This window comes from Staphylococcus delphini (genome assembly GCF_900636325.1).
GTDB lineage: Bacteria > Bacillota > Bacilli > Staphylococcales > Staphylococcaceae > Staphylococcus > Staphylococcus delphini.
This window is the reverse complement of the sequence record NZ_LR134263.1, coordinates 2,733,425-2,757,466: the sequence shown is the minus strand read 5'-3', so window position 1 is coordinate 2,757,466 and position 24,042 is coordinate 2,733,425. Positions and strand designations below refer to the sequence as shown.

Below are 24,042 nucleotides of genomic sequence, written 5' to 3'. Positions count from 1 at the left end.
TTTAAAAACATGCAAATCAAAACCCCGTCCCTTATCAATTGTAGGGCACGGGGTTGATTTCTTGTATTCACTTAGCGGTCCCAATATCTTGCTCTATCAAATGCTTTTACAATTGTATCTGGTTCATCTGATGTGAAGACACCAGGCGCATTTAATTTAATTTTTGAATGACCTAATTGTTTCGATGCTTTCTCATTCACGACTAACGGCTTTTTATGTTTATACGTCATTTCCGCAAATGCTTCTGCTTCTGTCAACAGGTCTGAACCGTCTGATAATACGATTGCACTGTCGAATAGTGTAGGGTGTGCAGTGTCGTATGTTTCAGTAATACCGAAATCTTCGTCAATCGAACGCGGTTGTTGACCTACGAATGCATAATTCAGCTTGTTGTCTGCAAATACTTTCGCATAAGACTTGAGTGTTGCTTCACTAATGTCACCACTGACTAATACTGCTACGGAATGTCCTGGTAATGGAATGTCGAATTTTTCCATTGTGAGCTGACTGTCTTTCGCTGTAGACTGTACTTCTTCGTTTTCTTCGGGCACAGAGACGCCCACATTTGCAGCGACTTCCTCGGCTAATTGACGGTCTACTTTATTTAATTGATTGACGGCGTTTTGTTTGACCATTATAGACTTGCACATGCCAATTTCAAATGAAAAGCCTGCGACCATATGCTCATATTCAGGTTTTGTTAAGCTGTTTAAATATAATTTCGCTTGGCTATAATAATCTTCAAAACTTGCGCTACGTTTTCTGATTTTATGACCTTCTACTTTTTCTTGATAATGTTCATAACCGCCTTCTTCTCTCGGCGTGGTATGCGGGTCATTATGGTTTAACGCATTTTTATGGTAAGCCGTTTGTCCTTTGTGTACATTCATTTGGTGCATCGCGTCACGTTGGTTGTTGTGTACTTCATTGACAGGACGATTGATTGGAATTTGGTTGAAGTTTGGTCCGCCCAGTCTTGAAATTTGCGTATCTGTATACGAGAATAAGCGCCCTTGTAATAAAGGATCATTTGAAAAGTCGATACCAGGCACGATATGACCCGGGTGAAAGGCAGCTTGTTCTGTTTCGTCAAATACGTTAGACACATTGCGATTGAGCGTCATTTTACCTACAATTTCAACAGGCACTTGATCTTCTGGCCAAATTTTTGTCGGGTCTAAAATATCAAAATCAAAGTCGAATTCTTGTTCTGGACGAATGATTTGAAGACCGAGCTCCCATGCAGGATAGTCGCCTTTTTCGATAGATTCATATAAGTCTTTACGGTGGAAGTCGATATCTTTACCGGATAAAATTTGTGCTTCATCCCAAACCAATGACTCTAAACCGTGCAGTGGCTTCCAATGAAACTTCACAAAATAAGATTGCCCTTCACGATTGACGAGACGGAATGTGTGCACGCCGAACCCTTCCACTTGTCTAAAGTTTTTCGGAATACCACGGTCACTCATCGCCCAAAATGTCGTATGTGTTGATTCAGGATTTTGCGCAAAGAAATCCCAGAACGTATCGTGGGCACTGCCACCTTGAGGCATTTCGTTATGTGGCTCAGGTTTAACTGCATGAATTAAATCAGGGAACTTAATCGCATCTTGAATAAAGAATACTGGGATATCGTTACCTACGAGATCGAAAATGCCTTCATCTGTATAGAATTTTGTCGCAAAACCACGTACGTCTCTTACTGTATCCGGTGAACCTTTAGAGCCTTGTACAGTCGAAAATCTCACAAATACAGGTGTGGTTTTTTCTGGATGCGTTAAAAAGTCTGCAGAAGTGTACTCAGATAAATCCTTATAAACTTGGAATTCACCATGCGCACCAAATCCACGAGCATGAACAATTCTTTCAGGGATACGTTCGTGGTCAAAGTGCATGATTTTTTCTCTAAAATGGAAATCTTCTAGTAAACTCGGACCACGTTCGCCGACAGTTAAGGTGTTTTCATCTTCACTTACTTTGACGCCGTGATTGGTCGTCATCGCTTGGCCATCGTTATTTTTCTCGTCATTTTTCAATTGTTCTAGCTTTTTATTATTCATTTCCAACTCTCCTCCCACGATATAGTGACTAACAATATACATATACCTTTTTGGAAAGTGGAGAAACATTTTACACCAATGTATAATGAATATACTCATTCATTTATAAATATGATAATAGTGTTGTAGCGTGGTGCAAAAGACAGTAAACAGCATGCATGGATGTTGAATGATAGTTAATAAGATTTTCTGTTAAAAAATTAAGGATTGACAATTAATATAATCTCGGTACAATTAGAAATTAAAAAGATAGAGAAAAGAGGCTATTATGAAAGCGGAATTAAGGGAGATACCTAAGCTCGAGTTACATTGTCATTTAGATGGGTCAGTCAGTTTGAAATATCTAGAACATCAAAGTCAGCAACAAGGCGTGGCGATTCAATGGGACAAAGTGACAGTGGATCAACATTGCCAGAGTTTAGCGGAATATTTACAGTCATTTGACGAAATTTTAAAGGTGATGCAAACACGAGACAGTTTGAGCGCAGCTGTCGTTGATGTGGCAGCACAAGCAACACTAGATGGCGTCAAATATATTGAAGTGCGTTTTGCACCCGCATTTCATCAAGCACAAGGGTTACAGATTCCAGAAATATTAACAGCGGTGTGTGAAGGTGCGACTGTGGCTGAACACACTTTCGATATCAAAGTAAGAATGTTAGTGTGTGGAATGAAACATCATTCGGAGGAAATGAACCGTACGATATTCGACAGTCTCCGCGATCATAAAACTTTAGAAGACTACATAGTGGGCGTGGATTTAGCTGGTGATGAAGCGGCGTCCCCAACAACGGAACATGAAGCATTGATTCAATATGCACAACAACAAGGCTTGAACATTACGTTACATGCTGGCGAATGTGGCTGTGCTAAAAATGTGTATGATGCAGTGCGATTCGGGGCACAACGTATCGGTCATGGCGTGGCAGCATTTAAAGATGACGACGTACTTGCGGCTGTGAAAGCCCAAGATGTATTACTCGAATTTTGCCCACAAAGCAACCTACAAACGAAAGCTATTGAATCATTAGATCGTTTAGATTTACAACGCTTATTGAAAGAAAATATCGCATTCTTAATCAATACAGATAATCGTACCGTGACACAAACGAATTTATTAGATGAGTACGCATTGTTATTGGAACATAAACTGTTGAATTGGGAAGATATCGCACACATTAATTTAAAAGCGATTGACTATATCTTTGCGGATGCATCCACTAAAACATGGTTAACGCAACAATTTGAAGTAGAAGTGCATGAGAAGAAAACGGCTGGTGAATTTTAAGGACAGCGGAAAGAGAACTACAATTTCTTCGGAATACTAAAATGTGTATCGCATGTTTTAATGAGCATCACTCAATATCAAATCATCAAATACAACCGAGTCCGAGACCAAAGTATCTCAGATTCGGTTGTTTAATAGGCGTTATTTCAAACTATCTTCAATGGCTTTAATTTCATCTTGTTTTAAATCGATAATGAGCTCACCATCTTTTGTATCTTCTTTCAATGCGGCTTTTGCTTCTTCAGAGTGGTACAGTTCAGCAATACGTTTGTACACTTTATTGTCTTTATCTTTCGAGTTGACTGCGATGATGTTGATATAAGGTTTAACCGCATCAGAGTCAGAAGCTTCTAAATAAATCGGATCTTTTTTCGCGTCTAAGCCTGCTTTTGTTGCGACCCCATTATTAATTACTGAAATATCGACGTCAGACAATGCTCTTGCTGTTTGTTGTGCATCGACTGCTTTAATATCTAAGTTTTTAGGGTTGCTTTTAATATCTTTAATAGAACTTGATAAACCGAAATCTTTATTTAATTCAAGGAGACCTGCTTTTTCGAGTAATTTCAATGCACGTGCTTGGTTAGACACGTCGTTTGGAATGACCACTTTCGCGCCATCTTTCACGTCTTTAATGTCTTTAATTTTTTCTGAGTAAATGCCTAAAGGTGCCAGTACAGTTGTACGAATCGGTGTAATTTCAGTGCCCTTGTTTGCTTTTTTAAACGCTTCTAAAAATGCGAAATGTTGGAAAGCGTTCATATCGATATCGCCATCATTGAGTGCTGTGTTAGGAACGTTATAATCCGAAAACTGCTTGATTTCTAAGTCAATATCTTCTTTTTTAGCGAGTTCTTTTACTTTTTCCCAAGCTTTTGTGTCATTTGAAGCAACGCCAAGTGTGACTTTTTCAGATTTGTTATTGCCACAAGCGCTTAATACGAATACAGCTAATACTAAAAAGGTAATCAGTTTTTTCATAAATATATCCTCCCGTTAATGTCGTCGTACTTTTTTAGCGAGTGCATTCCCAATAGATTGAATAACTTGCACGATAATCACTAAAACGACAACAGTAATAATAATCACAAGTGTATCGAAACGTTGGTAACCATAAACAAGTGCCATATCCCCAATGCCGCCACCACCGACAGCACCAGCCATTGCGGTTGCACCGATGAGCCCGATAATCGCCGTAGTGAGCGATAAAATAAGTGAACCGAGTGCTTCAGGTAATAGGAAATAACGGATAATCTGTATCGGTGTGGCACCCATCGCATGTGCGGCTTCTATAATGCCTTCGTCTACCTCTAAAAGTGAGTTTTCAACAAGTCTAGCAATATAAGGGGCTACATAAACAGTCAATGGTACAATAGCTGCCGTTGTGCCGATAGATGTCCCTACAATCAATTTAGTAAATGGGATGATTGCGATAAGTAAAATAATGAATGGCACAGAGCGCAAAATGTTAATCACTGGGTTTAAAATGTGATGAATCCAAGCGTTGGGCCATATCCCATTTTGTCGGGTTGCCACTAATACAATGCCAAGTGGAACGCCGATTAAAGCGCCAAAAATGAGTGAAATGGTCACCATGTATAATGTTTGATACAGTGCTTCTAGTAATTGTGCGCTATCAATAGATGAACCTAGCATGTCGGCACCCCTTTCTCATATTGGATTTGATGATGTTCGAAATAAGACGTAACCTGCTGTTGTTGCGCCGCGTCTCCCTTGATCAGTAACCATAAATAGCCGACTGTCTCTTCTTGAATGTCAGCCATCGTCGCGTGTACGATATTCACATTTACGGCGGCTTTTTGAATCAAATCATTAATCAATGTTTGTGTAATTTGAGTCGATTCGATAAACAGGCGATAAAGTTGGTGTTGATTATCAATTTGAAGGTTGTCCATCACTTTTTGAGAAGGTGAGGTATTAATGACAGTAGATACGAAACGTTGAGCAGTCGCAGTTTTAGGATGACTGAACACTTGCTTCACCGTATCCAACTCAATGACGACACCATTTTCCATAATGGCGACACGGTTGCAAATGCTTTGAATGACACTCATTTCATGTGTAATGACGATAATCGTGACCCCAAAAGTTTCGTTCGTCTTCTTTAATAATTGAAGAATTGAATCTGTCGTTGCTGGATCGAGTGCACTGGTTGCTTCGTCACAGAGTAAAATTTTAGGACGTGTCACGAGTGCGCGTGCGATTGCCACACGTTGTTTTTGACCGCCAGACAGTTCATTAGGAAAGTTGTTCGCTTTGCCAGATAATCCTACAAAGTGAAGCATTTCTTCGACGCGAGACTTAATTTCATCCATGGGTACTTTACGTAATATGAGAGGCATGGCGACATTTTTAAAGACAGTTTTAGAATCCAATAGGTTGAATTGTTGAAAAATCATCCCGATATCTTTTTTGACGGCTCTTAACTGTGCAGGGGCATATGTATTTAAATGATGGCCATCGACATAAACGTCACCAGAAGTTTGTTGTTCTAATTGATTGATCAGACGAACAAGTGTACTTTTCCCCGCACCACTATAGCCAATGACACCAAAAACATCACCCGCTTGAATGGAGAAAGAGATGTCTTTAAGGGCGTGAACCGAATGACTCCCTTTCTTAAATATTTTATTCACATTTTTAAACTCAATCATACAGGCCTCCCAGAATTCCGACTTCACAACTAAGCGATATGTTATGTATTGTAGAAGAACTTTATAAGCAAGTCAACACAATTTTGGGCATTTTCAGAAAAATTACAATCGTTTGTTATTAGAGACATATTGTGGCATGTGTATATGGAAAATGGATGTTTCTTTTTGGAATTTTAGTGAGAAATGGAAAGGGTGGGATGGGGGTGTACATCACAAAATTAAAGCGCATGATGATATAACGAAGGTGCTGTCTGACTTCTCAACACGGAATACTTTTGAGAAGCCGAGTCAGCTTTATAATAAGCGGCAATGAAACTACTGTCTCCAGAAGAAGCGAGAGTCTTTTTTATCATGAATATTAAAATCAATCATGTCGTACAACAACTTGTAATTAACTTCATCTGTCCACTTAATCTTCATAAACATTTTAGTCATTTGATAACCCGCTTTTTCAATATCTTTCGCAAAAGTATCTAATGTATGTTTCTCTGGTGCAACGGCAAAGTGGGGTTTCGCTTTACTGAACCCTAAAATAAAAGTGCCATTTTCTTTGTACAATAACATCGGTTGGTTCCATTTGATTTCCATAGTAAGCTCAGGATATTGATTTAATATTGTGTCGATCACTGTTGCCAATTTGTCACGATGTTCTTGTTTTTCAATGGTTTCCAAAAATTCCGCTAATGTCTCCATCATGTCGCCTCCATACGCATTTTTAGACTGCGGTCTGTCTTAAATTTAATGCTTCTGACTTTATTATAAGCGATATTTTAATTTAATGTGACCACTTCAATATACCCTACTTTGAGTCAAAATGAACCACCATATAAATTGTAAACTTTATTATAAAAATAGTTACAATTATGATATACTGACTTTTATATGAGGAGGAATGACTATGAAAATAGCGAAACAAATATTAGAAGGTCGTGCATTGACTCCAGATGAAGCATTAGATTTGTTGGTAAATCCGTCCTATGACACGATGGATCTTGTTCATGAAGCGTACCAACTTCGCAAACATTATTATGGACATAAAGTGAAGTTAAATATGATTTTAAATGCGAAAAGCGGCATTTGTCCTGAAGATTGTGGCTATTGTGGTCAATCGCGTGAAATAAAGCAAAAGCAACGTTACGCTTTAATCTCAGAGGATGAAATTACAGAAGGTGCACGCGTCGCAGCTGAGAATGACATTGGAACGTATTGTATTGTGATGAGTGGTCGCGGTCCGAGTGATAAGGAAATTGACCATATTACGTCGTCTGTTGAACGTATCAAAGCGGAACATCCACAGTTGAAAGTGTGTGCCTGTTTAGGTTTAACGAATGAGACGCAAGCAGAGAAGTTAAAAGCAGCAGGGGTCGACCGTTATAATCACAATTTGAATACGAGTGAAAATTATCATCATGAAGTCGTCTCAACACATACATACGAAGACCGTGTGAATACTATTGAAATGATGAAGCGAAACAACATTTCACCTTGTTCGGGTGTCATTTGTGGGATGGGAGAGTCTGACCAAGATATTGTAGATATGGCTTTTGCATTGAAAGAAATCGATGCGGACAGTATTCCAGTCAACTTTTTACATCCGATTAAAGGTACGAAATTTGGCGAGATGAATCAACTGACACCAACACGCTGTTTACGTATTTTGGCACTTTTTCGCTTGATCAATCCGACAAAAGAAATTCGTATTGCAGGGGGAAGAGAAGTTAATTTACGTTCACTACAAGCGACAGCGTTAATGGTCGCGAATTCAATTTTTGTAGGCGATTATTTAATTACAGGTGGACAGCCGAATCAATTAGACTATGACATGATTCAAGATATGGGATACGACATTGATTATGGCACATCTCATGAATCGGAAGTGTTCGTTTAATCACATCTTTCTTAGCGCGCATGATACTTTTACGCTTAGGTCCCAGGAATGATAGTATTGTTGAACATTCATGGTAAAATAGAGAAAATAGCGTAGCACTAGGAGGAAGTGACGGAAATGTATAAAAAGCTATTAATCAGTGGCGTGGTCACATCGATGTTAATGGTAGGCGTTGCTCAAGCCGCGAATGAATTTAAGCCCAAAGAAGAAATATTTATCCAAGGCGCCGATTTGAATAACAACCAACTTGCTGAGACGAAAGAAAAGTTAGGGGTCGGCAACAATGTGACGACGTATAAAGTAACCAATACGGATGTCATTGAATATACCGGGACAGAATACGACTTTATCCATTCTAGTGCTTTGATTAAACCAAAACGCTTTACGAGTGGTGTGGACGTAGAAATTGAAACGCCTGAAAATATTACACGTATTACACGAGAACAGTATATGAATGCAGCGATTACATCAGGTATTCAAGATGCAACGATTAAAATTGCTTCTGTCGATCAGGTGACTGGTGAAGGTGCATTGACAGGTATTTATAAAGCTTATGCTACACAAGGTCATCGTTTAAATGCGCAAGATATTCAAAATGCGAACCAAGAAATGAATCATTTAGCGCAAATTAGTGAAAATCATCAAAATAAAGATGGCTATTCTGATGAAGCGTTGAATGCAGCAGTTGCAGAAATGAAAGCCCAAATCGCTGAAGCAAAAGCGTCGCATCAACAGCTGAACAGTACAACAATCAACCAAATCGTCAACCAAACGTTAACAGAGCGTGGACTGTATCAGATTTTAAGTGATAACGAAATTGCGGTTATTCAAAATATCATGATGAACGTCGCGCAATCCAATGTAGTCAACCAAGATCCGGATGCGTTTAAAAAACAGGCGACTGAATTAAAAGAAATGATTCAAAGCCAAGCCGGCGACAAACTGAAGAAGTTGAAGGATTTAGATAATGAGGAAACACGTAATTTCTTGCAAAAACTGTGGGATGCCATTGTCAGCATTTTTACTAAAATTTGGAACTGGTTGATTTCGTTTTTGTAGGATAATGTTGATTCCCAATTGCAGAACCATGCTTTACTATTTTAAGGTGTTTGTCCTTTTTTGATTGCACTCAAGGGGCTCCCTTTCCTAGGGGCTGAACCTTTAACTAACTAACGCTTGATTGAACTGTTACATTGGTGGAAGCGTTAGTGGATTTGCCGGTTCAGCTGATCCCTCAGGAGTCTCGCCCAAATTTGCAATCAATAAGGACTTGATTTTATAAGTACGCACCGTTCTAGCAATCTTACGCTTGTCTCTAAACTTCAAATGGGGATCGTGTTTTAAAAAAGTGGAATGCCAATTACAGTATTTCAAAACAATCAACCTTTCACTTGAGGATGGGGATAAGCTCAATTTTTGTGTCCCATCTTATCTTTTGTTTACTGAATCAGCCTAGGTCGATTGTAGTGATTGCACTCAAAGGGCTCTCACATGCTTACTTCGATGGATGAAAAAGCTGTGTTGAATAAAAATAGAAAATCGGACTGGTGAAAAGACAACCCTTTCTCACCAGTCCGATTAATGATATGAATCCTATTTAGTTACGAATCAAGTAGTCGAATGCAGATAATGCTGCTGTTGCGCCTGATCCCATAGAAATAATAATTTGTTTATAGCGTTGGTCTGTACAGTCGCCTGCCGCAAAGACACCAGGAATGTTCGTGTTTCCTAAACGGTCGACTTCAATTTCACCCATGCGGTTACGTTGAACAGTATCACCTAACCATTCTGTATTAGGAGAAAGACCGATTTGAACGAAGACACCATTTAAATCAACATGTTTTTCTTCATCTGTAGCTCTATCTGTATACGTGAGCCCGTTGACACGATCGTCGCCAGTAATCTCTTTCGTAGCAGCTTGTGTAATCACTGTTGTATTCGGTAATGAATTTAAGCGATCTTGTAATACAGAGTCTGCTTTTAATGACTCACCGAACTCAAGGACTGTTACACTTTTACAAATACCTGCTAAGTCAATCGCGGCTTCAACACCAGAGTTACCGCCACCGATAACAGCGACGTCTTTACCTTCGAATAGAGGTCCGTCACAGTGCGGGCAGTATGCGACACCTTTGTTTGCGAATGTGTCTTCACCTGGTACACCGATTTTCTTCCAACGTGCACCTGTTGCGATAATGAGTGAGCGTGTTTTAAGTACTGCGCCGTTATCTAAAGTCAAATGAACGATATCATCTGATTTTTCTAATCCTTCTGCACGTACGCCAGTCATCGCATCTACATTGTAGTCTTTAATGTGTGCTTCAAGGCTTGTCGCAAGTGATGGACCTGTCGTCTTCTTCACGCCAATTAAGTTTTCAATATCAGCTGTGTCATTCACTTGACCACCAATTCTATCTGCTACGATACCTGTTTTTAAACCTTTACGCGCAGCATAGATGGCAGAACTTGCACTTGCAGGACCGCCGCCAACTACGAGGACATCAAATGTTTCTTTGTTTTCAAATTCAGAAGCATCAGGACCTTGACCTAACGCACTCAGAATGTCTGTCACTGTCATACGGCCGTTACCAAATTGTTCACCATTTAAGAAAATTGCAGGGACCGCCATAATGTCTTCTGCTTCTTTTTTGAACACTGCACCATCAATCATCGTATGTGTAATATTCGGATTGATGACACTCATTAAGTTTAACGCTTGAACAACATCAGGACATTTTTGACATGTTAAGCTGATAAATGTTTCAAAATGAAGGGGTTCGTTAATAGACTTGATTTGATCAATTACAGATTGTTCTTCTTTTGGTGCACGACCACTTACTTGTAAGAGTGCAAGGACAAAAGAATTGAACTCATGACCAAGAGGGACACCAGCAAATGTAATGCCAGTGTCCTCATTTGGTCTGTTGATACTAAAGCTAGGCGTACGCTTTAATTCAGCTTTTTCTACTGTAATTCGAGATGACATGTCTGAAACTTCATTGACGAGATCGTTCATTTTTTGAGAATGATCGTCATCGCCAGTGCTCACTTTCAGTACAACGTCACCTTCCATCAAATCAAGAAGTTGTGAAAGTTGTTGCTTTAATTCTTGATTTAACATTCAGTATAGCCTCCTTAAATTTTACCTACTAAGTCTAATCCTGGAGTTAAAGTTTCGCTACCTTCTTCCCATTTCGCTGGGCAAACTTCACCTGGATTTTGACGAACGTATTGTGCTGCTTTGATTTTGTGTACAAGTGTGCTTGCGTCACGGCCGATACCGTCTGCATTGATTTCTGCTGCTTGAACCACACCGTCTGGGTCAACGATGAAAGTACCGCGTTGTGCAAGACCAGAAGTTTCATCTAATACATCAAATTGACGTGTAATCGCTTGAGAAGGATCACCAATCATTGTATATTGTAATTTGCTGATGGCATCTGAATGATCGTGCCATGCTTTATGTACAAAGTGAGTATCTGTAGAAACAGAAAATACGTTTGTACCTAACTCTTGTAATTTTTCGTAATGATTTTGTACATCTTCTAATTCAGTTGGACATACGAATGAGAAATCTGCAGGGTAGAATACGACAACACTCCAGTTACCTTTTAAATCTTCGTGTGTAACTTCAATAAATTCATCTGTTTTTGCATTGTATGCTTGTGCTGAAAATTCCTCAATTTGTTTACCGATTAATGACATAATCAAAATCCTCCTATTTATATGAATCATTATTATTTGGATTAGAACCAAGTTTTTACTTTGTGATAATTCCTTATTAATAATAATTCTAATCTCAAGTAGTATTATGACATGGAACAATCATTACGTCAAATAAATACAAAAGATTTTTATCCAATTTGAAGTTAAACGCTTTCATAATTAATAGCGATTTTGATGTTATAGGTGCAATAAAGCCTAAATACAGTAAAAACGCCACTTTTCGATCACAATTTGGTCACATGTGATGATTGTTCCGCATTATTTTTTATTGTAGTAAAGATAATAAAGCAGATGATACATTGGAAATAAAAAAACGGAAATAAGTTAATTGATAAAAGATTTGAATATCATTTATATGCTTTCATTCTCAATTAAAGGGTAAACATAGAAAGCGCTTTGTTGATATTATCATAACAGATGTGATTTTCGTTAATTAAATAAAGTGCGAGTATAATAGCTAGGAACCATGCACGAATCATGCGTTTTAGTAGGGCAAGTGTTACGATAGAGAAAAGGATGTTAGGAGTGTTTTTTATGTCAGAATATGTGTATGATTTGGCCAAGCGACATCATTCAGTGAGAAAGTTCAAACAAACACCGATCGAACGAGCAACGATTGAAAAATTAATAGAAGCAGGACAAATGGCATCGACGTCAAGTTTCTTGCAAACGACGTCATTTATAGGTGTAGAATCCGTTGAAAAGAAAGAAGCGCTCAGAGAAGTTTCAGGCCAGCCTTATGTCGTTGAAAATGGGTACTTGCTCGTTTACGTGATTGATTACCATCGTCACCAATTGATTAATGAAAAAATGAAAGCAGACATGGAAGCGAGCTTTGAATCAGCTGAAGGATTATTAGTCGGTACAGTTGACGCGGCATTAGCGGCTCAAAATATTGCATTGACGGCTGAAGATATGGGTTACGGCATTGTATATCTCGGTTCATTACGTAACGATGTGCAACGTGTACGCGAAATTTTAAATTTACCTGAACACGTCTTCCCATTATTCGGTATGGCCATTGGAGAGCCAGCAGATGACGAAAATGGTTCACCTAAACCGCGCCTTCCATTATCCCATGTGTTCCATGTGGATACTTACAATCAAGATGACGCTGAATTGTCTGAACAAATTGAAGCTTATGATCAAACTGTGTCTGAATATTATCAAGAACGCACACAAGGCAAACGTGATGAAACATGGTCCGATCAAATCGCTGGCTTTATGAGTAGCAAGCAACGATTAGAGATGAATGATTGGTTGCAAATGTCAGGATTTAATAAGAAATAATATATCGATAATCAAATAAATTCTCCCCGTTCAAAATAAATGGATGGGGAGTTTTTTAGGATTAAAGATGAAGTCCTTGTATTTTATTTCTACACACATATATATAAACTAAATAAGGTGAAAATATTTATTTAATATTGTTGAAAATCAGATTGGTATAAACTATAATAAAGGTGTAATGTTATTATAAAGGAGGATGAAATTATGAAAAATAAGATTTTGAGTACTTTAGTCGCTGGGTTATTGTTAATAGGTATTGGTTCGTCTAGTATAGTTAGTGCAGCAACTATCTATACTGACGGAGGAACTTGGAATTATGGTGTAGGAAGTAAATACGTATGGTCATATTATAGTAATAACTATAGATACCATAGTTCAACAGCAATTGGGAAAACAAGATCGTTTAGTGGATTTAGAAAACCTGGAGTTAGAGCACTGGCATCATCAGAAAAGAGATGGTGGTGGCGTAATGAAGCATATTATAATGTATACTAAGTTTCCAATTTATAGAGGTGAGCAATGAAGTGGATGAAACACTTATTAGATGTGGTCACGCTCACACTAATAAGCTTATTTTTAATTCTTGTACTGTACGAAGAGGACAGCGAAATACTTACTGGAAGTCGTGTGATGCTTGAAGTTGAAAGTTGGGACTACCAACATTCAAAAGCAGAAGTTTTTGAGAAGTTTGAGAAGGTAGCGAAAGATGCAGATATTGCGATTTTTAAAGTCGTTATCGATCATAAAGAACATCAAGTCGATAAAGCGATTTATGCGTTTAATGAGCAAGCCAATCATCACACTATTGCGCCGATGAATACGACATATAGTTACCATCATTTAACGCATGATCAACTGATGCAGCGAGATGTACGTGGTGATTATTTTATATTAGATGATATTGCTAATAAGGAACAATTGAAAACAGCTTTAGAAAGTGTCGGTCTAAAGGTGAGGATGGGATCTGTACAATCATGGATGATCTATGGGGATGTGCTCATTAATCGAGGCGTACTGCTTCCATTTGTGACATTACTTATTATCTATTTGTTGTATCATTTGCATTATCGAAGTCAAAATTTTAAAACATATGCGACGATGCGTTTACATGGTTATCGTTTTTTTAATATCTTGTTTCTGAATATTGAAAAAATTATTATCAGATGGTTGATATTAGCCATAAGTGTCGGATTCCTTTCGATAGGGCTGTTGAAATGGTTAGGATTGGACGGTCAACTCGAATATTTTGTAAGTCGTCTCATCGTTGCGGATATTTTATTTTGGGGAATTTTATCTATCAGTTCATTACTGTCTTGTATCATACTTATCCGGATAGATATCCCATTGATGATTAAAGGACTCAAGCCATATCGTCTGTTACGTGCGATGAATCATATCTCTAAGTTGAGTATGTTAGTTTTACTCACACTCCTCATTTTGCCGAATCTTAATCAAATGAAAAAGTTAGAACAAATACAAGAGACAGAAGCATGGTGGGGCAAACTAGATGATTATTACACAATTGACTTGAAACCCATACGGCGTAGTATGAACGAAGAAATGGAATTTGCGAAACGATATCATCAAATGTTTATATATAGTGAGCGACATGAACAAGCATTATTGATGAATCAAAATGTATTGTATGAACCAAGTCAAACAAATTATTCGCCAGACGAAGGAAATGTGCTGTTTGTCAATCAAAACTTTGTTGATTTTTTTAAGTCTCAATTACGAGAGTTACCGAATTTAGAAGACCGACCTGGACAAATAGAGTTGTATTTACCTCCTCAAGCTAAAAATGAAGTCTCAGCCATACGTGCAGATTTTCAGGATTGGGTGAACTATCAACTTCCAAATCCAGAATCAAAGACAAAGGTACTAGTGACGCAGTTGAAAAATCCTTACGAAATTTACGCCTTTGATGTACGTACGGGATTGTCGACAACCTATATGAAGTCGCCTGCGATTTTAATGTTAAATGCTAAAGACTTAACGGATGATTTTTATTATTCCACATTATCACAAGGGGAATTGATTTTTAAAAATTATGAAAATATTATCCGTAATATCGACCGCTTTGATTTGAAAGATGATGTGCAAGGTGTAACCAATTATAAAGACAGTGTTATGAAAACGTATCGAGAAACACAAACGAAATGGCTTGTGTATAGCTTTTCTAGTGGTATCGCTATGACAGTCTTGTGTATCGTGACATTATTAGATGTATTGCATTACTTTGAGCAGCGTCGTCAATGGTTACTTATGCGAAAAATGTTTGGCTTCAGACGTTGGCAAAACTATCGCAACTATATCGTATTAAATGGTTTATTTACTGCTCTTATTGGCGCATTCTTATTTGAAAAGACACAAAATAGTAATGTGATATGGATTTTTGGCGTGATTTTGCTGTTTCAATTCTTCATTCAATGGGTTTACATCCATTATTTAGAAAAACAATTCAATGTACTAATTAGGGAGGCTTAAATATTGAAGAAAAATATGCTGATATCGATTGCAGTAATCGTCATCGGGTGTGTTCTATTTTTAGCTTTTGTACGTCTGACGTATGTTGATTACTTTAATCCATTTTTAAAGAAGGAGACATCTTATGCGGTGGTACCATTAGGAACACAAACGTATGTGGATATTCAAGCGTATGACGAATCGGGCGAACCACTCAAATATCGTTTGAATTTCGGTGGATATGATGCCAAGTCTGATCATGTAAAAGTGATTCACAAAGGTAAATACGTCTTTGAGATTGAATATATTCATGACCTTTCAAAATGGCCTAAAGAGGTGAAGAAGAAAGAATGATTGAATTAAAAAATGTAACGATTCAAAAAGGGAAACGTACGATTTTTGACAATGTGAATTTGACGTTTGAACCGGGGAAGTCTTATGCGCTTATTGGTCATAGTGGGTCAGGGAAATCGACTTTGCTGAATGCGATTGCAGGATTCGAAACATTGAAACAAGGTGAGGTGCGATTCGATCAAAAAAGATTGAAAGCTGATTTTCGTTTTTATCGCGATATCCTCGGCTATGTATTTCAAAATTATGGTCTTGTTGATTCAATGACGATTAACCAAAATCTCGATATGGCACTGGCTTTCAAGAAAGTATCCAAATCAGAACGCCAACAATTGAAAACACAATGTTTACAAAAGGTTGGGATTGATATGAATCATAAGCGTAAAGTTGCGACATTAAGTGGAGGCGAGCAACAGCGGGTAGCATTAGCGCGTTTATTGCTCAAACAACCGCGCCTGATTTTAGCAGATGAACCGACTGGCTCTTTAGATGACGCGAACGGGCAGAAAGTAGTGGAACTCTTGTTTGAAATGGTAGATGAAAGACGAATACTCATTATCGCCACTCATGACTTAGCACTTGCCCAACGATGCGACGAGATTATTCAAGTTGATGCACTAAAATGTCACAGTAGCGAATTAGAAACCGTACAATAAACATAAGTTAAAAGAGATAGGGGCATTAATATTAGCAGAAAAGAAATGGCGTATCACAGCCAACTTGCCCTCTGTCTCTTTGATTATGTTTATATACATATGTGATTGACTTTGTAGACGCTCTATGAAAATTAAGCTTCAGTATGTACGAAATGTACACTTTAATCTCATTTACAATAAAGCAAGTAATTAACGATGAAATCAAAAGCAAGTTACATCGCATTAATGTAAAAAGTTGCCCTCTTTCTATGACTTTGTAGAGTAAGATTGTCGTGATGGATGAGACTCCCGAGGGATCAGACGCAGCCGAAAATCCGCCAACGCTTCACTTATGTCACAGTATGATTAAGCGTTGGCTAGTTGAGGCAAGTCCCCTGGGAAAGCGAATCCATCAAGACAATCCTAGAACTAATAAATCGTAGGAAGAGGGCAAGTTCATCCGCATATACTGTTTTGTAACTATTGTGTTACTTAATGTTGTGCGGTTAATTCGTCCATATAATTGGAATGGAAAATGTCTTCATCGAGTTGTTTTGTCAGTTTGGCAGTGCCTGTACCCGCTAAGATAGAGTCATTCACGTTAAGTGCTGTACGACCCATATCGATCAGTGGCTCGACTGAAATTAAGACACCCGCAAGACCGACCGGCAAGTTCAATGCAGATAAGACCAGGATTGAAGCGAATGTTGCACCGCCCCCTACACCTGCTACACCGAATGAACTTAACACGACAACGATAATGACTGTCACAATAAATTGTAGATTCACTTCAACACCCGCGACAGGTGCGACCATGATTGCAAGCATTGCAGGGTAGATTCCCGCACAGCCATTTTGTCCGATAGATAGTCCAAATGAGCCCGAGAAGTTTGCGATAGCTTGAGGCACACCTAGACGATTCGTTTGCGCTTGTACGTTTAATGGCAATGTACCAGCACTTGAACGCGAAGTGAATGCGAATAAAATAACTTCGGCTGTTTTCTTCACATAATGTACTGGATTGACACCAATAACAGCTAAAATGATTAGGTGAATGATGTACATTGTAATGAGTGCTGCATACGACGCAATCACGAACTTACCGAGTGTCCAAATCGCAGCAAAATCACTCGTCGCAATTGTGTTAATCATAATCGCTAAAATCCCATAAGGCGTTAGGCGTAAAACAAATGTGACGATAGCCATGACAAGTGCGTAAATGGCATCAATACCGCGTTTTAAAGTTTGACCATTTTCAGGTTGTTTACGTGCGACACGTAAAAATGCAAAGCCTACAAATGCGGCAAAGATCACGACTGCAATAGTAGAAGTTGCACGTGCACCAGTGAAATCTAAAAATGGATTTGACGGTAACAATTCTAAAATTTGTGTTGGCAATGTTGTTGCAGTAAGCCCTTTCGCTTTATCAGTAATTTCGGCGCTACGAGCATTTTCTGCCTGACCTAAGTCAATACTAGAAGCATCTAAATTGAATGCGAGTGCATAGATAATACCGATAATCGCTGCAATCGTTACGGTACCAATCAAAAACATGAAGATTAAGCTGCCGACTTTAGCAAACTTTTCTCCAATTTCAATTTTCGTAAATGCCGCGACGATAGAAACAAAAATCAGTGGAATGACAATCATTTGTAGCAATGCAATATACCCATTCCCAATTAAGCCGACCCAATCAGTTGTTTGTGTCGTCACTTGACCTTCAACGCCATAAATGAGGTGGAGGAGGAGGCCTAATACGATACCTAAACCTAGCGCAAAGAACACACGTTTAGGGAATTTGACATGTTTTTTCGCCATCACCCACAGGCTCAATAAGGCGAGAAGAAAAATAATTAAGTTAATAATAATTAAAAATATAGACATACATACGCTTCCTTTTTAATTCCGACTTATATAATAGGATAATAGTAAGGAAACGTAAAATCAAGATATATTTTTTATATTTGCTTAATTTTAGGTGTAAATGGAGCGAGCTGACGTTGGGCTTCGCTATCCTCGTCAACGAGTTGTGCCATCAGTTGTCCAGCAATGGGTGACAGTAAAATCCCGTTACGATAATGCCCTGTCGTCACAAACAGTTGAGGTGCAATTTCGCCCATAATAGGGATTTCATCTTCTGTAATGGGACGAATCCCTGTCCAAGTTTTAATGACATGGTGTGATCGTAATGCGGGAATCATGTTCAAACTTTCTCGGTCAAGCCACGCAAGGTTATCGTCATTGTTGTCAGTGTCCCAACAATCATAATCAGATGTTGCACCAATTAAGAAGCGATTCGGCAATTTTGGGACGATGTAACAGCCGTTCATATTAAAAATCGTTTCTTTTAAACCGGCGTAATCAGACGCAATCAATTTGACGTCACCTTTAACAGGATGTGTCGGTAATTCGAAACCTAATTGTTGAAGCAATGCGCCGCTCCATGCGCCAGCTGCAATAATGAGTTCGTCAGCTTCAAAAGTGCCTTTTGACGTCTTAATGCGGTAACAATGATGGTGTCGCTGTAACGAGTAAACCTCCGTATGGGTCATTAATTCGATATGGGCACGTTCCATGACCGAAGCAATAAGCGCTTGTGTGTAAAGGTTCGCATTAATTTGGCCGTCGTCTTGAATTTTGAACGCGGCACTTTGTGATGGATCGAGATGGGGAAACCGTTGCGTTAATTGTTCCGTAGACAGTTGGGTGACGGTGTGGTCATGATGGTGTAAAAAATCGAACTGTTGACGGACGGCTTGGACATCTTGAGGTTGAGAAGCGACTTTGATGAGTCCATGCTGTTGATATTCGATATGAATCCCCGTTTCGTGCTCCAAGGCTTGGGCTAATTCAGGCATCATCGCACGACTTTTCATTGCAAGTCGATAAAGTGGGGTATCTTCAAAAAATTCATTTTGTGCGCCTAACATACCACCCGCAGCATAAGACGCGTTCATTCGTGGGGTGGAGCGATCAATGATACGGATGTGACGATGTTTGGCATCGAGTTGGCGTGCAATAGATAACCCCATAACACCTGCACCAATAATCAGGGTTTGTTTCATAAAAAAAGACCTCCTGCATAAAAGGATGCAAGAGGAAAGCATATATGATTAGAATAATGTGACTACGCATCATTCATCTTGAGACTATTTCGTCGTCATATTGCGCTTCCCTTCGTTGGTTCTAACCACGTCAGGTTCAAAGAGTTAAGATACCATCTTTCTCAGCTCACCTCGAGCACCCCTAGCTTATGTTTTTTATTGATTATTCATGAGTATTACTCAAACGGACGTTAAATCCAAACTTTTACATTTTTTAGCTTATCATCAATGTTGCTTAACCACCAAATAAACGTTGGAAGAAACCTTTTTTCTCGTTGCGGTGAATCGTTTCCGCAAGCTCTTGATGTTCTTTTGTTTGGGTTTCAATGGTTTCTTGCGTTTTTGACAATTGCTCTGTTTGTTGTTGTTGCGCAGTAGTCAAAGCTTCAAGAGACTTGTTGCTCGTCTCCAACTGTGTATGTAACTGCTGATGTAATGCTTTAAGCTCTTCTTGTTGTTGATGCACTTGTGAGACCATTTGACCTAACATTTGACGTTCTTCACGCATTTGATTAATTTCGTGGCGCAACTCTTGAATCAATTGTGGCACTTGTTGGTCAGCAGGTAATTGTTGCTCGTTTTCTTTAACGATGACCTGTAAAAAGTCTTTTTCTTTTTCGAGTGCTTCGAAAGCAAGATCGTAACTATTCGTTTGTGCGACACGTTCAGCAATTTCTTGGAAGAGTTCGATATCTTCCTCTTTAAAGTCTGTCGCTTCACGTCCACGATATTCAGTCTTGTTTAAATGATAGCCGCGTTCTTCAAGATGTTGGACAATTTTACGGACTTGTTTTTCACTAAGCTCAGATCGTTGAGCAAATTCTTTTGTTAGCATATGCCATTAGGTCCTTTCTCTCATGTTTTTAGACTGTCGTTAGTGTGCGTTCAGTGACCCGTCAGTCTTACCTCTCTATCATTGTAACGGCTTTAACGGTTGATTTCAAGGGCTTAGGCATAAGGTTCTTTGCGCAAATCCATTTTAACGAGTAATGGATAAATGACATGTCTTGGAATACGGTTCGCAAAAACATATTTGATGATATAGGCAGATTTAATACTCGTACCGTAAATATCCTTTGTTAGAGGAATATTGGCTTTAATATACAACTCCATAGGGACCGGTTTACCATTGCGATTTAATGAAGGTTGTAAATAAGTCATATCACTTTGTTTTTCATAACCGTGTTGCACTAAAAAGCGACGACGGAATGCAATTTTATCAGCCGTTTCAGTGTCCACGTCGGGTGATTCAAATGTCGACTCAAACATAAAGAAATTCACATCTCGGCCGTGGAGTTGGTTAGAAATTTGATTCACATCTTTTTCGATTTGTTCAAGTGTCGCTTTAAGGTACTGTTCACAATTGTCACCGGGCTCACTCAAGAGATAGACTAAAAAGCCCACATTGGTGGTCGCTTCGTAATGCGCTGTCGCAAAACTGACAACTTCATCGTTTTCGATACCTACGAGAAAGACGAAATCATATTGTGTTTTTTCGGTTTTTAAGGATTGTTCAAATACGGACTCGTCTTCTGTTACGAGGGGGTCTAGTTTATCCATATAAAATTCTAATGCTGGGACATACCATGGATCTTGGGTTGATTGAATATGTACAAAATGCATGTCACTTCACCTCTCTTAATGGCTTTAGTATAGCATATATAGATCGAGAAATAGCACAATTAATGGGGGATAGGTAGGTCAATTTCCAGAAATAAATACTTCACCCAAGACTTAATCCTTTCAATACAATGAGGTGTACGAAAGTTAAATTAAATCTTGGGTGAAGTTGTAAGGACCATCGATATGCGTGAATGATTATTCAATCTCGCCGTGATGTTCAGATGGTGCATGTTTATCTTGTGATTTTTGGTTCGCAGCATTATGTTTTTCAAATTCATCTTGACCATATCTCACTTCTTGAACCATCACCACAATTTTGTCATTTAAAATGTCTTGTTTCAGGTCTTCTTTTTGTTCGTCAGAGAAACCAAATTTTGTTAACGCAGCTTCTTCACCATCTTCGCCAATGAAAAAGCGCATAAATTTCTCACTAATCGTACCCGTTGTTGTTTTGTGTTGAATTTGAGAATCATGAAAGCGATCTGTGTTAAGTTTATCTTTGCTTAATACAACGATTTGATTTTCTTTAACGCCTTCTTTTAATAATTGATCTACATATTGAACTGCTTCATCTTCAGTTCGTTTCACTTCGCATTTTGAGATGTTATAAAGTGTCATGCTATGGACCTCCCGCTCATGTTTTATATGTATCTACCCGTATTCTTTACGTGTTAAACGGTTACATTCTTATTATGGCGTTTACAGCACGAATAAGCAAGAATTTACATAAATTTCTGAAAACACTTGATTTAGTACGATAGTATTGCGTAAGTACTTTAAATTTGCTATCATCATGTAATAATTTATCACGCTCATATAATCTGAAGAATATGGCTTTAGAAGTTTCTACCATGTTGCCTTAAACGACATGACTATGAGTAATGGGACATCTATGTAATATGTAACGCGCTGTATCAATGCCTGTATATGTACGGTATCTATTTTCTCCGCGCATCACTACGATAGGTCTTTAGACGTGACATAGTGCCACTTTACAATTGTATGACTCTTACTCGTATACCTGAAACGCTATTCTTTAGTTTTGGGTTTTTTTGATATCTTTTTCGAGGAGGAATTGGAGTGGACGCATTGAGAAGAAAGGTCATTGAAGATGGCGTCGTGATTGATGAAAAGATTCTTAAAGTTGACGGGTTTTTAAACCACCAAATTGATGCAGCTTTGATGTACGATATTGGTCAAACCTTTTACGAACAGTTTGTGGATCAAGGTGTGACAAAAATTCTGACTATTGAGGCATCGGGCATTGCACCCGCAATCATGGCGGCTTATCGTTTTGATGTACCTTGTCTATTTGCTAAAAAGGCGAAACCGAGCACGTTAAATGCCGGTTATTACCAAACAGATGTGCACTCGTTTACTAAAAATAAAACGAACACTGTCATCGTTTCGGAAGAGTTTTTGTCTGCAGATGACAAGGTATTAATTATTGATGACTTTTTAGCAAATGGTGAAGCAGCATTAGGATTACACCGCTTAGTTGAACAAGCTGGCGCAACAACAGTCGGCGTGGGTATTTTAGTGGAGAAAAGTTTCCAACAAGGTCGCTCACGTTTAGAAGAGGCAGGCTTAACGGTGTCATCATTATGCCAAGTCGCCTCATTAACAGACAACAAAGTGACATTAGTGGGAGATACAGAATCATGAAGCGATTTTTATTAAGTTTACAACATTTACTCGCGATGTATGCAGGTGCCATTCTCGTCCCTATAATAGTAGGAACAAGTTTGAACTTTACACCTGAACAAATTGCTTACTTAGTGACAGTGGATATTTTCATGTGTGGTGTGGCGACGTTCCTTCAAGTTTATCGCGGCATCGGTATTGGTTTGCCGGTCGTTTTAGGATGTACCTTTACAGCAGTTGCCCCTATGATTTTAATCGGTCAAACGAAAGGCATCGATGTGTTATACGGTTCGCTCTTTTTATCAGGGCTTTTGGTCATTGTCATCGCACCGTTTTTCGCATCATTAGTTAAACTATTTCCGCCAGTCGTTACCGGAAGTGTCGTGACAATCATTGGGATTACATTAATGCCCGTTGCAATGAATTATATGGCAGGGGGACAGGGCGCTAAAGATTACGGTGACCCGAAACACATTTTACTCGGTTTTGCGACACTTGTGATTATTTTAGTGTTACAACGTTTTGCAAAAGGATTTTTAAAGTCGATTGCGATTTTACTTGGCTTAGTGTTCGGTACGATTTTGGCGAGTGTGTTTGGTCTCGTTGATGTTGCACAAGTCGGTCAGGCGAACTGGTTTGAATTACCGAAGCCATTCAGATTCACAGGCTTTTCCTTTGATGTCGGTGCTACGATTGTCTTTTTCATCGTCGCACTAGTCAGCTTAATCGAATCTACAGGTGTTTATCATGCCTTGAGTAAGATTACAGGAAAGCAACTCGAGCGTAAAGATTTCAGAAAAGGTTATATGGCTGAAGGGATTGCGATTACATTAGGTTCAATTTTTAACGCCTTTCCTTATACGGCTTATTCTCAAAATGTTGGTTTAGTGTCATTATCTGGTGTGAAAAAGAACGACGTCATTTACGGTATGGTCATTTTACTAGTGATTTGTGGCTGTATCCCAAAACTTGGCGCACTCGCGAACATTATTCCATTATCTGTACTCGGTGGCGCTATGCTTGCCATGTTTGGTATGGTGATGGCATATGGTGTACGCATTTTGATTGATATTAACTTTAAAAACCAAAACAACTTATTGATTATTGCGATTTCAGTTGGCTTAGGCGCAGGAATTACAGCAGTGCCAGAAGCTTTCAAAGGTCTTGGCGATCAATTTGCATGGTTTACACAAAACGGTATCGTGTTAGGTACGGTTTCAGCAATTATCTTGAATTTATTTTTTAATGGTATAAACTATCAACAAAGCAAAGAAAATGTGAAATAATAG

At 38.7% G+C, this 24,042-nt stretch carries 22 protein-coding genes and 2 riboswitches; of the genes, 10 read left to right on the top strand and 12 right to left on the bottom strand.

The window, feature by feature from the left end; translation table 11 throughout:
• Nucleotides 1-71 precede the first annotated feature (71 nt).
• Complete coding sequence (locus EL101_RS12950) at nucleotides 72-2,063, bottom strand: catalase (RefSeq protein ID WP_096595878.1); 1,992 nt, start codon at nucleotides 2,061-2,063, stop codon at nucleotides 72-74.
• 268 nt (nucleotides 2,064-2,331) lie between these two features.
• On the opposite strand from EL101_RS12950, the gene add reads away from it, so the two are divergent.
• Nucleotides 2,332-3,351, top strand: a complete 1,020-nt coding sequence (gene add / locus EL101_RS12945) for an adenosine deaminase (RefSeq protein WP_096595877.1) — start codon at nucleotides 2,332-2,334, stop codon at nucleotides 3,349-3,351.
• 141 nt (nucleotides 3,352-3,492) lie between these two features.
• On the opposite strand, the gene gmpC is transcribed toward add, so the two are convergent.
• The 4 genes from gmpC to EL101_RS12925 all read right to left on the bottom strand — a co-directional run bounded on the left by gmpC (nucleotide 3,493) and on the right by EL101_RS12925 (nucleotide 6,722).
• Nucleotides 3,493-4,332 carry a dipeptide ABC transporter glycylmethionine-binding lipoprotein gene (gene gmpC, locus EL101_RS12940; protein WP_019166962.1) on the bottom strand — a complete coding sequence of 280 codons (840 nt, stop codon included), beginning with the start codon at nucleotides 4,330-4,332 and terminating at the stop codon, nucleotides 3,493-3,495.
• 15 nt (nucleotides 4,333-4,347) lie between these two features.
• Nucleotides 4,348-5,007, bottom strand: coding sequence for a methionine ABC transporter permease (locus EL101_RS12935; RefSeq protein WP_096595876.1), 660 nt, complete (start codon nucleotides 5,005-5,007; stop codon nucleotides 4,348-4,350).
• A complete protein-coding gene (locus EL101_RS12930) occupies nucleotides 5,001-6,026 on the bottom strand; it encodes a methionine ABC transporter ATP-binding protein (RefSeq protein WP_096595875.1) in 1,026 nt (341 codons plus the stop codon). The genes EL101_RS12935 and EL101_RS12930 overlap by 7 nt, the downstream gene beginning before the upstream one ends.
• A gap of 315 nt (nucleotides 6,027-6,341) precedes the next feature.
• Nucleotides 6,342-6,722 carry an iron chaperone gene (locus EL101_RS12925; protein ID WP_240622710.1) on the bottom strand — a complete coding sequence of 127 codons (381 nt, stop codon included), beginning with the start codon at nucleotides 6,720-6,722 and terminating at the stop codon, nucleotides 6,342-6,344.
• A gap of 202 nt (nucleotides 6,723-6,924) precedes the next feature.
• Between EL101_RS12925 and bioB the strand changes: the two genes are divergently transcribed.
• Both bioB and EL101_RS12915 read left to right on the top strand, forming a co-directional pair.
• Nucleotides 6,925-7,914, top strand: coding sequence for a biotin synthase BioB (gene bioB / locus EL101_RS12920; RefSeq protein ID WP_096595873.1), 990 nt, complete (start codon nucleotides 6,925-6,927; stop codon nucleotides 7,912-7,914).
• A gap of 117 nt (nucleotides 7,915-8,031) precedes the next feature.
• Entirely contained in the window at nucleotides 8,032-8,973 is a 942-nt protein-coding gene (locus tag EL101_RS12915; RefSeq protein ID WP_096539712.1) for a DUF1002 domain-containing protein, read from the top strand.
• Nucleotides 8,974-9,511: 538 nt separating this feature from the next.
• Here EL101_RS12915 and ahpF read toward each other — a convergent pair.
• On the bottom strand, nucleotides 9,512-11,035 hold the full coding sequence (ahpF, locus tag EL101_RS12910) for an alkyl hydroperoxide reductase subunit F (RefSeq protein WP_096595872.1): 1,524 nt from the start codon (nucleotides 11,033-11,035) through the stop codon (nucleotides 9,512-9,514).
• Between the two features lie 14 nt (nucleotides 11,036-11,049).
• A complete protein-coding gene (gene ahpC / locus EL101_RS12905; RefSeq protein ID WP_096539709.1) occupies nucleotides 11,050-11,619 on the bottom strand; it encodes an alkyl hydroperoxide reductase subunit C in 570 nt (189 codons plus the stop codon).
• A gap of 555 nt (nucleotides 11,620-12,174) precedes the next feature.
• On the opposite strand from ahpC, the gene nfsA reads away from it, so the two are divergent.
• The 5 genes from nfsA (at nucleotide 12,175) to EL101_RS12880 (ending at nucleotide 16,403) form a co-directional block, all read left to right on the top strand.
• The gene (gene nfsA, locus EL101_RS12900) at nucleotides 12,175-12,930 is read left to right on the top strand and encodes an oxygen-insensitive NADPH nitroreductase (RefSeq protein WP_096595871.1); all 756 of its coding nucleotides are present in this window, start codon (nucleotides 12,175-12,177) and stop codon (nucleotides 12,928-12,930) included.
• Nucleotides 12,931-13,134: 204 nt separating this feature from the next.
• The gene (locus EL101_RS12895; protein ID WP_096595870.1) at nucleotides 13,135-13,425 is read left to right on the top strand and encodes a lactococcin 972 family bacteriocin; all 291 of its coding nucleotides are present in this window, start codon (nucleotides 13,135-13,137) and stop codon (nucleotides 13,423-13,425) included.
• Between the two features lie 24 nt (nucleotides 13,426-13,449).
• Nucleotides 13,450-15,417, top strand: a complete 1,968-nt coding sequence (locus tag EL101_RS12890) for a DUF1430 domain-containing protein (RefSeq protein WP_096595869.1) — start codon at nucleotides 13,450-13,452, stop codon at nucleotides 15,415-15,417.
• A gap of 3 nt (nucleotides 15,418-15,420) precedes the next feature.
• A complete protein-coding gene (locus tag EL101_RS12885) occupies nucleotides 15,421-15,750 on the top strand; it encodes a YxeA family protein (RefSeq protein ID WP_096595868.1) in 330 nt (109 codons plus the stop codon).
• Nucleotides 15,747-16,403, top strand: a complete 657-nt coding sequence (locus EL101_RS12880) for an ATP-binding cassette domain-containing protein (protein WP_096595867.1) — start codon at nucleotides 15,747-15,749, stop codon at nucleotides 16,401-16,403. Before EL101_RS12885 ends, EL101_RS12880 begins: the two co-directional genes overlap by 4 nt.
• 471 nt (nucleotides 16,404-16,874) lie before the next feature.
• Here EL101_RS12880 and EL101_RS12875 read toward each other — a convergent pair whose 3' ends face one another.
• The 5 genes from EL101_RS12875 to EL101_RS12855 all read right to left on the bottom strand — a co-directional run bounded on the left by EL101_RS12875 (nucleotide 16,875) and on the right by EL101_RS12855 (nucleotide 21,727).
• On the bottom strand, nucleotides 16,875-18,266 hold the full coding sequence (locus tag EL101_RS12875) for an L-cystine transporter (protein ID WP_096595866.1): 1,392 nt from the start codon (nucleotides 18,264-18,266) through the stop codon (nucleotides 16,875-16,877).
• A 74-nt stretch (nucleotides 18,267-18,340) separates the two neighbouring features.
• Nucleotides 18,341-19,447 (bottom strand): glycine oxidase ThiO, encoded by a 1,107-nt coding sequence (gene thiO / locus EL101_RS12870; RefSeq protein ID WP_096595865.1) that lies wholly within the window; start codon nucleotides 19,445-19,447, stop codon nucleotides 18,341-18,343.
• A gap of 90 nt (nucleotides 19,448-19,537) precedes the next feature.
• Nucleotides 19,538-19,640: riboswitch (TPP riboswitch) on the bottom strand.
• Between the two features lie 81 nt (nucleotides 19,641-19,721).
• Nucleotides 19,722-20,321, bottom strand: coding sequence for a DNA-binding protein (locus tag EL101_RS12865; RefSeq protein ID WP_096595864.1), 600 nt, complete (start codon nucleotides 20,319-20,321; stop codon nucleotides 19,722-19,724).
• A 113-nt stretch (nucleotides 20,322-20,434) separates the two neighbouring features.
• Nucleotides 20,435-21,109, bottom strand: coding sequence for a hypothetical protein (locus EL101_RS12860; protein ID WP_096595863.1), 675 nt, complete (start codon nucleotides 21,107-21,109; stop codon nucleotides 20,435-20,437).
• Nucleotides 21,110-21,304: 195 nt separating this feature from the next.
• Nucleotides 21,305-21,727, bottom strand: coding sequence for a general stress protein (locus EL101_RS12855; protein ID WP_096595862.1), 423 nt, complete (start codon nucleotides 21,725-21,727; stop codon nucleotides 21,305-21,307).
• Nucleotides 21,728-21,901: 174 nt separating this feature from the next.
• A riboswitch (purine riboswitch) is annotated at nucleotides 21,902-22,004 on the top strand.
• Nucleotides 22,005-22,189: 185 nt separating this feature from the next.
• Between EL101_RS12855 and xpt the strand changes: the two genes are divergently transcribed.
• On the top strand, nucleotides 22,190-22,774 hold the full coding sequence (gene xpt / locus EL101_RS12850; protein ID WP_096595861.1) for a xanthine phosphoribosyltransferase: 585 nt from the start codon (nucleotides 22,190-22,192) through the stop codon (nucleotides 22,772-22,774).
• The gene (gene pbuX / locus EL101_RS12845) at nucleotides 22,771-24,039 is read left to right on the top strand and encodes a xanthine permease PbuX (protein WP_096546826.1); all 1,269 of its coding nucleotides are present in this window, start codon (nucleotides 22,771-22,773) and stop codon (nucleotides 24,037-24,039) included. Before xpt ends, pbuX begins: the two co-directional genes overlap by 4 nt.
• The last annotated feature ends 3 nt before the right edge of the window (nucleotides 24,040-24,042 follow it).